This window comes from Plasticicumulans sp., from assembly GCF_035331805.1.
Taxonomy (GTDB): domain Bacteria; phylum Pseudomonadota; class Gammaproteobacteria; order Competibacterales; family Competibacteraceae; genus Plasticicumulans.
Map to the genome: position 1 here is coordinate 1 of NZ_DAOLKE010000137.1, position 8,870 is coordinate 8,870.

Here is an 8,870-nt window from a genome sequence, read left to right on the forward strand (position 1 = left end):
ACCGGGGCCTCTGGCCGGGGGCCGGGCGCGGCGATCAGCGCCGGCGCGCGCGCAGCCGTCCGAGCCCGAGGGCACCGATCGCCAGCAGGCCGAGGCTGGCCGGTTCCGGGATCTGCGTCAGGAAGCCGCGGATCTCGCCCAGTCCCACGGCCGTGGTGTGGATGTTCAGGTAGGCGCTGCCGGAGGCGAGCGCGGCGGCAAACGCCGCTTCGGCATTGGCGAGGCCGCCCTGCGCGGTCACGAAGGCAGGGTTGAAGGTCGAGGCCACCGTCATGTCGAAGAGCTGGTCGTAGCTGCCCGAGCTGACGCCGGTCACGAAGCCCGGAAACGCCGGGGTCGTCGTCATCACGCCGGCCGTGCCGGTACCGGGCGAGGCGGTCGGGCCGTGGATGTGGGCGGCGGTGGTCGTGCCGGTCAGGCCGCTGAAGTCGAAGTGGATCGCGTACGTATGCGCATCGGTATCGATGACCACGTGCGCGCTGCCGGTGCCGGCCGAGGCATTCGGCGGTGCTTCGGCGGCACCGCTCAGCGTCGCGACGTAGTTGATCGGGATGGCCTGCGCACCATGGGCGACGGCGGCGAAGGCGAGGGCGGATAACAGGCGGGGAAGGCGGGGCATGGGCAAGGCACTCCCTGATGGCTTTTGTTGACTGGGTTCCACGGGCATGTGCCGGCAGGGTGTGATCCGGCACAGCGCCAGCGTAGTCGCCGGCAGTCGCAGCGGAAGCAGGGCAGCCGGGGCGGCCGGCTTACGATTCGGACAGGGGATTGCGTACCGCGGCCAGCACCGGACGCACGCTGCCGGCGCCCTCCGGCGGCGGTGTCTCGGCAGGCGGGGCTTCCACCGGCACCGACTTCAGCACCGGCGTATCCGGGATCGCCATGCTCCAGCGGTTGCGACCGCCGCGCTTGCTGCGCGCCATCGCTGCATCGGCCAGTGCCACCAGCGTGCCGACCTGATCGCCGTGCTCCGGAAACTGGCTGGCGCCGATGCTGACGCCGATGCGCACGCGCTGGGCGTCGATCGCGATCGGTTCGGACAGCGCGGTGAGGATCTTCTCGGTGATGCGCGCGACCGAGGGGGCGTCGCGCACCGTGCGCAGGATCACCGTGAACTCGTCCCCGCCCATGCGCGCGACCGTGTCGGAATCGCGGACGCTGGCCGAGAGCCTGAGCGCCACCTGCATCAGCAGCGTGTCGCCGGCAGGGTGGCCGAGGCTGTCGTTGATCTCCTTGAAACCGTCGAGGTCGAGGTACAGCAGCGCCAGCCGGGTGCCGTCGCGGCGGGCGGCGGCGACCGCGCGCTCCAGCCGGTCGAAGAACAGCATGCGGTTCGGCAGCCCGGTCAGCGCGTCGTGGTGGGCGAGGAAATCGAGCCGGGCACGCAGCTTGCGCTGCTCGGTCATGTCGCTGACGACGCCGTAGATCGCAGTCGCGGTCCCGCTCTCGTCGCGCAGCACGCCGAGGCGTGTATCGGTCCAGAGCGTCGTGCCGTCGGCGCAGCGCAGTTCGAGTTCGAAGCGGACTTCCGGAATCGACGCATCGCCGGCCTGACGGCTCAGCCGGGCGTGTTCGGCGCTCAGCAGCGCAGCCGATTCGAGCGTGCAGAGTTCCTCCGGCGGCCGGTTCTGCATGCTCGATGGCGCGAACTGGCACAGCCGTTCGAGGGCCGGGCTCAGATACGTGAACTGCGGCGTCCCGAGCGACATCGTCCAGATCAGTTCGCTGCCGTGCGCGGCCAGCAGCCGGTAACGGCGTTCGGCCTCGCGCTGCTCGCTGACGGCGCGCTGCAGCCCGCGCTCGGCACGGTCGAGCCGGCGCTGCATGCGCTGCTGCACGAACAGCGCCGCCAGACCGGTGATCGCCATGACCGAGACCAGCAGCCAGAAGATCGAGGCATCGATGCCGACCACATCGGCCGCCGCCACCGGCGGCAGGGTGGCGAGCAGCAGTGTCGCGCAGCTGCGGACCCGGAATCGGCGGACGGAGCAGGCTTCCCTGGCGGCAACGGACATCGGGCGGCGGCCTCGGCGAACACGGTGGTCTGGACCCCGTGGCGGACCGGCACGGGACGGGTGTCGCTACCATGCCAGAAGCGTACGAACATCCGCAGCCGGTAACGGGAAATTTCGCATGAGCGGCCGGCCGGCGCGCCGGGTGGCACCGGCCTGCGCAGGACTCAGGCGCTCTGCCCGTCCGGCGGACCCTTCAGCTCGACGACGTTGCCTTCCGGGTCGTGCAGGTAGATCGACGGCCCCATGCCTTCGGCGCCATAGCGGCGTTCGGTCGGGCCGGGTGCGAGGCCGTGGGCGGCCAGATGCGCGCGGATCGCGGCCTCGTCCCAGGGCTCGACGCGCACGCAGAAGTGATCGAGGTTCGGGCCGTCGTGGTCCGGCACGTGCCCGCCCTGACGGCCGAGTTCGCTGTCGAATGGCACCAGATCGATGATGGAGGCACCGGCGCGCAGCTGGATCAGGCCGATGTCGAGCCGCCGCTCGACCGGGCAGCCGAGCACGGTTTCGTAGAAGTGCTGCATGCGTGCCGGATCGCGCACGCGCAGCACGACGTGATCGAGTTCACGGATGCGGATGGGCTGATGCATCGTGCGGCTCCCGTTCCTCAGTCAGTACCGGGGCCGAGCATCTGCTCCGGGCGCACCCATTCGTCGAACTGTTCGGCGCTGACGAAGCCGAGTGCCAGCGCGGCCTCCTTCAGCGTCAGGCCCTCGGTGTGCGCCTTGCGTGCGATCGCGGCGGCGCGGTCGTAGCCGATGTGGCGGTTCAGCGCCGTCACCAGCATCAGCGAACGGTCGAGCAGCTCGCGGATGCGCGGCAGGTTCGGTTCGATGCCGAGCGCGCAGTGGCGGCGGAAGCTGTCCATGCCGTCGGCGAGCAGCCGCGTGCTCTGCAGGAAGGCATGGATGATCAGCGGCTTGTAGACGTTCAGCTCGAAGTTGCCCTGCGAGCCGGCGAAGCCGATCGCCACGTCGTTGCCGAACACCTGCGCGCAGGCCATCGTCAGCGCCTCGCACTGCGTCGGGTTGACCTTGCCGGGCATGATCGAGCTGCCCGGCTCGTTCTCCGGGATCGTGAGCTCGCCGAGGCCCGAGCGCGGCCCCGAGGCGAGCCAGCGCACGTCGTTGGCGATCTTGACCAGCGCCGCGGCCAGCGACTTCAGCACGCCGTGCGCGTGCACCAGCGCATCGTGCGCGGCCAGCGCCTCGAAGCGGTTCGGTGCCGGCACGAAGGGCAGGCCGGTGCTGCGCGCCAGTTCCGCGATCGCGCGTTCGGCGAACTGCGGATGGGCGTTGAGGCCGGTGCCGACCGCGGTGCCGCCGAGCGCGAGTTCGCAGAGGTGCGGCAGGGCATCGGTCAGATGGCGTTCGGCGTGCGCAAGCTGCGCGACCCAGCCCGACATCTCCTGCCCGAGCGTCAGCGGCGTGGCGTCCTGCAGGTGCGTGCGGCCGATCTTGATGACGCCGGCGCAGGCGACGGCCTTGTCGGCGAGCGTCTCGCGCAGCGTCGCCAGCGCCGGCAGCACCTGCCGGTGCACGGCCTCGACCGCAGCGAGGTGCATCGCGCTCGGGAAGGCGTCGTTCGAGGACTGGCCGGCGTTGACCGCATCGTTCGGGTGCACCTTGCGGCCCTGGCCGCGCGGGCCGCCGAGCAGCTCGCTGGCGCGGTTGGCGATCACCTCGTTGAGGTTCATGTTGGTCTGCGTGCCGGAGCCGGTCTGCCAGACCGCGAGCGGAAATTCATCGGCATGGCCGCCGTCGATGATCTCGCCGGCCGCCTGCACGATCGCCTGCGCGACGGGCTCCGGGAGCACGCCGAGCCCGGCGTTGGCGAGCGCGGCGGCGCGCTTGAGGCGCGCCAGCGCCCGGATCAGCTCCGGCGGCATCTTCTCGGTCGAGATGCGGAAGTGCTCCAGCGAGCGCTGCGTCTGTGCGCCCCAGAGCCGTTCGTCGGGGACTTCCACGTCGCCGAGGCTGTCGTGTTCGATGCGCATGTTCATCGGGATCACTCCGGGGAAGCAGCCGTCCGGCCTCTGCTCGTGACCGCCCTCAGTCGTCGAGCAGCTGGCGCAGCACCCAGGGCAGGATGCCGCCGTGGCGGAAGCAGGTGAGTTCGATCGGCGTGTCGATGCGACAGAGCACCGGCACCTGGCGCACGCTGCCATCGGGGCTGCGGATCGTCAGTTCCAGCGTCTGCTGCGGCTTGAGGCTCGCGAGCGGTGGCAGGTCGAAGCGGTCGTCCGGGCCGAGGTTCAGCGTGTGGGCGCTGTCCTCGCCGCTGAACTGCAGCGGCAGCACGCCCATGCCGACCAGGTTCGAGCGGTGGATGCGCTCGTAACTCCTCGCGACCACCGCACGCACGCCGAGCAGCAGCGTGCCCTTGGCCGCCCAGTCGCGGCTCGAACCGGTGCCGTATTCCTCGCCGGCGAACACCAGCGTCGGCACGCCGCGCCGGCCGTATTCCATCGCCGCGTCGTAGACCGTCACCCGCTCGCCGTCGAGCAGCGTCCAGCCGCCCTCGACCGGCTTGCCGTCCGCACCGGGGGCCAGCATCCGGTTGCGGATGCGCACGTTCGCGAAGGTGCCGCGGATCATGACCTCGTGGTTGCCGCGCCGGGAGCCGTAGCTGTTGAACTCGGCCGGCGGCACGCCGAGCGACTGCAGGTAGCGCCCGGCCGGCGAGTCGGCGCGGAAGCTCCCGGCCGGCGAGATGTGGTCGGTGGTCACCGAGTCGCCGAGGATCAGCAGCGCGCGCGCATCGCGGATGTCGGCCGGCGGCGAGGGCGTGCGCGTGAAGCCGTCGAAGAACGGCGGCCGGGCGATGTAGGCCGAGTCCGGCCAGTGGTAGCGCGCGCCGTTCGGCACCGGGATGTCCTGCCACAGCGGCCCGCCGTCGATCGCGCCGTAGCGGCGGCGGTAGCTGTCCGGGTCGCTCGCGTGCGCGAGCGTGTCGGCGATCTCGGCGCGCGCCGGCCAGAGTTCGCGCAGGAACACCGGCCGGCCGTCGGCATCGTGGCCGAGCGGCTCGTGCGCGAGGTCGATGTCGATGCGCCCGGCCAGCGCATACGCGACCACCAGCGGCGGCGAGCCCAGGAAGTTGGCGCGGATGCGCGGGTGGATGCGCGCCTCGAAGTTGCGGTTGCCGGAGAGCACCGCCGCGCACACCAGCCCGTGTCCGGTGACGGCCTGCTCGATCGCCGGCGCGAGTTCGCCGGCGTTGCCGATGCAGGTCGTGCAGCCGTAGGCCGACAGCGCAAAGCCGAGTTCGGCGAGCGGCGCCAGCAGCCCCGCGCGTTCGAGGTAATCCGTGACCACGCGCGAGCCGGGGGCGAGCGAGGTCTTGATGCCGGCGCGCACCGTCAGGCCGCGGCCCACGGCGGCACGTGCGAGCAGGCCGGCGGCGATCATCACCTCCGGGTTCGAGGTGTTCGTGCACGAGGTGATCGCCGCGATCAGCACGTCGCCGTGGCCGAGGTCGGCCGGCAGCGCGTCCTCGCGGTTCTCGGCCGGCTCGCCGCCGCCTGCGAGCGGCACGCGCGCATCGATCTGCTCCGCCGTCAGCCCGTAGCCGCCTTCGTCCGGCCGGCCGGCGAGCAGCTGGCGGAAGCGCGCCGGCAGCTCATCGAGCGCGATGCGGTCCTGCGGGCGCTTCGGGCCGGCGAGGCTCGGCACGACGGCCGCGAGATCGATGGTCACGAGCCGCGAGAAGTCGAGCTCGGCCGCCGCCGGCACGCCGAACAGGCCCTGGGCGCGGAAGTAGGCCTCGAAGCGCTCGATCTCCTCGTCGCTGCGCCCGGTGTGCTGCAGGTACTCGACCGTGCGCGCATCGACCGGGAAGAAGCCGGTCGTCGCGCCGTATTCGGGCGCCATGTTGGCAATGGTCGCGCGGTCGGTGACCGACAGGCCCGCCGTGCCCTCGCCGCAGAACTCGACGAAGCAGCCGACCACGCGCTCCCTGCGCAGGCGCTCGGTCACGGCCAGCACCAGATCGGTGGCGGTCACGCCCTCGCGCAGCCGGCCGGTCAGCTCGACGCCGACCACGTCCGGCGTCAGGAAGTACAGCGGCTGGCCGAGCATCGCCGCCTCGGCCTCGATGCCGCCGACGCCCCAGCCGAGCACGCCGAGCGCGTCGATCATCGTCGTGTGCGAATCGGTGCCGACCAGCGTGTCCGGGTAGGTGATGCCGTCGCGCTCGTGCACGCCGCGGCACAGGTATTCGAGGTTGACCTGATGGACGATGCCGGTGCCGGGCGGCACGACGCGGAAGCTGCGCAAGGCCTGCGTGCCCCACTTCAGGAAGGCGTAGCGCTCGCGGTTGCGTTCGTATTCGCGCTGCAGGTTCAGTTCGAGCGCATCGGGCCGGCCCCAGTGATCGATCATCACCGAGTGATCGACGACCAGATCGACCGCGACCAGCGGCTCGACGATGCCGGGCTCGCCGCCGGCGGCGGCCGCGGCATCGCGCATCGCTGCCAGATCGCAGAGCAGCGGCACGCCGGTGAAGTCCTGCAGCACGACGCGCGCGACCACGAACGGGATTTCCTCGCTGCGCGGCGCCTGCGGCTGCCAGCCGGCCAGGGCGCGCACGTGCGCCTCGGTGATGTTCTCGCCATCGCAGTGGCGCAGCACCGATTCCAGCACCAGACGCAGCGACACCGGCAGCCGCGACACGGCGCCGAGACCGGCGCTCTCGAGCGCGGCGAGGCTGCAGTAACGGCCATGCTGGCCGGAGGCGGTCGTGAAGACGCGCAGCACGTCGAACGGATCGTGGGTCATCGGAAGGATTCTCCGGCAACGGATCGGACAGGCCTGCAACCTGCGACTGCGCAGCGGTCGACGGATTCCCGGCTGCGGGCTCAAGGGCTTGCGATCGGTCTGTCGATCAGCGTAGGAGAGGCGTCCGCCGCCTGCTCCGGAAGCGCTGCTATTCGGCAGCGTGGGGAACCGTTGCCGGCGCTGCAGCGGGCCTGCGCGCGAGCACGGCGATGCGGCCCTTGTCGCGGCCGCGGGTCGGTGGATTCAGGTACTCGATGCGTTCGAGTCCGAAGCCGAGATCGAGCAGCCCTGCGAGCAGCACATCCGGCGCCAGCGCGTCGTAGAAGAAGCGCGCGCCGTGCATGGTGTCGGTGAAGGCCGGCTGCGCGCTGCCGCCCGAGCTGAGCAGCAGCCGGCCACCGGGCTGCAGAAGACGGAAGATGCGGGCCAGCAGCGGCAGGTGCAGGGCACGCGGCAGGTGAAACAGCGCATCCCAGATGAGCACCGCGGCGAAATTCTTGTCCGTGTCCGTGTCCGTGTCCGGAATCCAGCCCCCGATGTCGGCTTCCAGCCAGCGTCCCTGCGGCAGCCGGGTGCGGGCCAGCGCCAGCAGGCGGGCAGACTGATCGATGCCGGTGACCTGCAGCCCGCGCGCCAGCAGCCATTCCCCCAGCGGCCGGCCGCTGCCGCAGCCGAGATCGAGCACCGGTGCCGGCGGCCTCAGCCCGCGCACCAGATCAAGCAGCCAGCCGGCTTCGCGCTCGTCCAGGCAACGGCGCGCAGCATCCCAGGCGCTGGCGATGGCGTCGTAGCTGTCGCGGTTCAGTGGCTGCGGCCCGGCCGGCAGCAGCGGATCGTCATGGTTCATCGTCATGATTGCGGCCTGATTCCTGCCTTCAGCATGGCCGCTGCCGGGGCCGCGATCGATGGCCCCGGCTGCACGGGCGGAAAATCCGTCCGGGAACCCGCAGCGCTGCGCTGTTTTCACTTCCGTATCGCATGCGATGCGCCATTTCAGGGAATGCCGACATGACCACCTCCTTCCCGCCGGCCGCTGCCGCCGGCCTCGCGCCGCTGCTGATGCCCGCGGTCGCCGAACTGGTGCCGCCGGCCTGGGCCGGATACCGGCCGCTGATCGTCGAGGCGCTCGACGGCTTCCTCGGGCGGCTGTCGGGCGCGCGGCTCGATGCCATCGTCGCTGCGCAGCTCGAACTGCCCGAGGATGCGACGGCCGCAGCGCGCGTGGTCGCCCTCGCGCGTGCCTGCCCGAGCCTGCACAAGCTCGGGCAGGTGCTGGCGCGCGACCGCCGGCTCGATGCGCAGTTGCGCGTGCGGCTGCAGACGCTGGAATCGCTGCCGCCCGAGACGCCGGCCGAGGTCTGGCTGCCGCTGATCCGCGCCGAGATCGGTGCGGTGCCGCATCTGGAGATCGCGCCGCAGGCACTGGCCGAGGCCAGCGTCGCGATCGTCGTGCCGTTTGCGCGCCACGGCGGCATCGCGCCGGATGCGCGCGGCGTGTTCAAGGTGCTGAAGCCCGGCATCGAGGCGCAGCTCGCCGAGGAACTCGCGATCTGGGCCGAACTCGGCGACTGGCTGGAAGCGCGCAGCGCCGAGCTCGGCCTGCCCGAACTGCCGTATCGCGAGACGCTCAGCGGCGTGCAGGGGTTGCTGCTCAACGAGATCCGCCCCGAAACCGAACAGGCGCACCTCGCCGCCGCCTGCCGCCGCCACGCCGAAGACCCGAACGTGCTGATCCCGCAGCCGCTCGAATACTGCACGCCGCGGCTGACAGCGATGACGCGCATCGACGGCGACAAGATCACCGAAGCCACCGGCCATCGCCCGCGCCTGGCCCGTGCGCTGTATGCGGCGCTGCTCGCGCAGCCGTTCTGGCAGCCGCAGGCGCAGACGATGTTTCATGCCGACCCGCACGCCGGCAACCTGCGCGTGACCGCCGACGGACGGCTCGCGATCCTCGACTGGAGTCTGGTGGCCGTGCTCGATCGCGAGGCGCGCATCGCGCTGGTGCGCGTCGTGCTCGCGGCGCTCGCGCAGGATGGCGCGCTGTTTGCGCGCGCGCTCGCCGCGCTCGGCCGCCCGG

General features: G+C 71.5%; 7 protein-coding genes. 1 reads left to right on the top strand and 6 read right to left on the bottom strand.

The window, feature by feature from the left end:
* Positions 1-34 precede the first annotated feature (34 nt).
* The 6 genes from PKE44_RS10865 to PKE44_RS10890 form a co-directional block, all read right to left on the bottom strand.
* Complete coding sequence (locus PKE44_RS10865; protein WP_324550981.1) at positions 35-619, bottom strand: CHRD domain-containing protein; 585 nt, start codon at positions 617-619, stop codon at positions 35-37.
* 130 nt (positions 620-749) lie between these two features.
* Positions 750-2,015 (bottom strand): sensor domain-containing diguanylate cyclase, encoded by a 1,266-nt coding sequence (locus PKE44_RS10870; RefSeq protein WP_324550984.1) that lies wholly within the window; start codon positions 2,013-2,015, stop codon positions 750-752.
* Between the two features lie 164 nt (positions 2,016-2,179).
* Positions 2,180-2,602, bottom strand: a complete 423-nt coding sequence (locus PKE44_RS10875; RefSeq protein WP_324550986.1) for a VOC family protein — start codon at positions 2,600-2,602, stop codon at positions 2,180-2,182.
* A 17-nt stretch (positions 2,603-2,619) separates the two neighbouring features.
* Positions 2,620-4,014, bottom strand: a complete 1,395-nt coding sequence (gene fumC, locus PKE44_RS10880; protein WP_324550988.1) for a class II fumarate hydratase — start codon at positions 4,012-4,014, stop codon at positions 2,620-2,622.
* A 49-nt stretch (positions 4,015-4,063) separates the two neighbouring features.
* Positions 4,064-6,790, bottom strand: coding sequence for an aconitate hydratase AcnA (acnA, locus tag PKE44_RS10885; RefSeq protein ID WP_324550990.1), 2,727 nt, complete (start codon positions 6,788-6,790; stop codon positions 4,064-4,066).
* 148 nt (positions 6,791-6,938) lie between these two features.
* Positions 6,939-7,643, bottom strand: a complete 705-nt coding sequence (locus tag PKE44_RS10890; protein WP_324550992.1) for a class I SAM-dependent methyltransferase — start codon at positions 7,641-7,643, stop codon at positions 6,939-6,941.
* A gap of 155 nt (positions 7,644-7,798) precedes the next feature.
* On the opposite strand from PKE44_RS10890, the gene PKE44_RS10895 reads away from it, so the two are divergent.
* Positions 7,799-8,870: AarF/UbiB family protein (locus PKE44_RS10895; RefSeq protein WP_324550995.1), on the top strand; the 1,072-nt coding region annotated here is incomplete at its 3' end.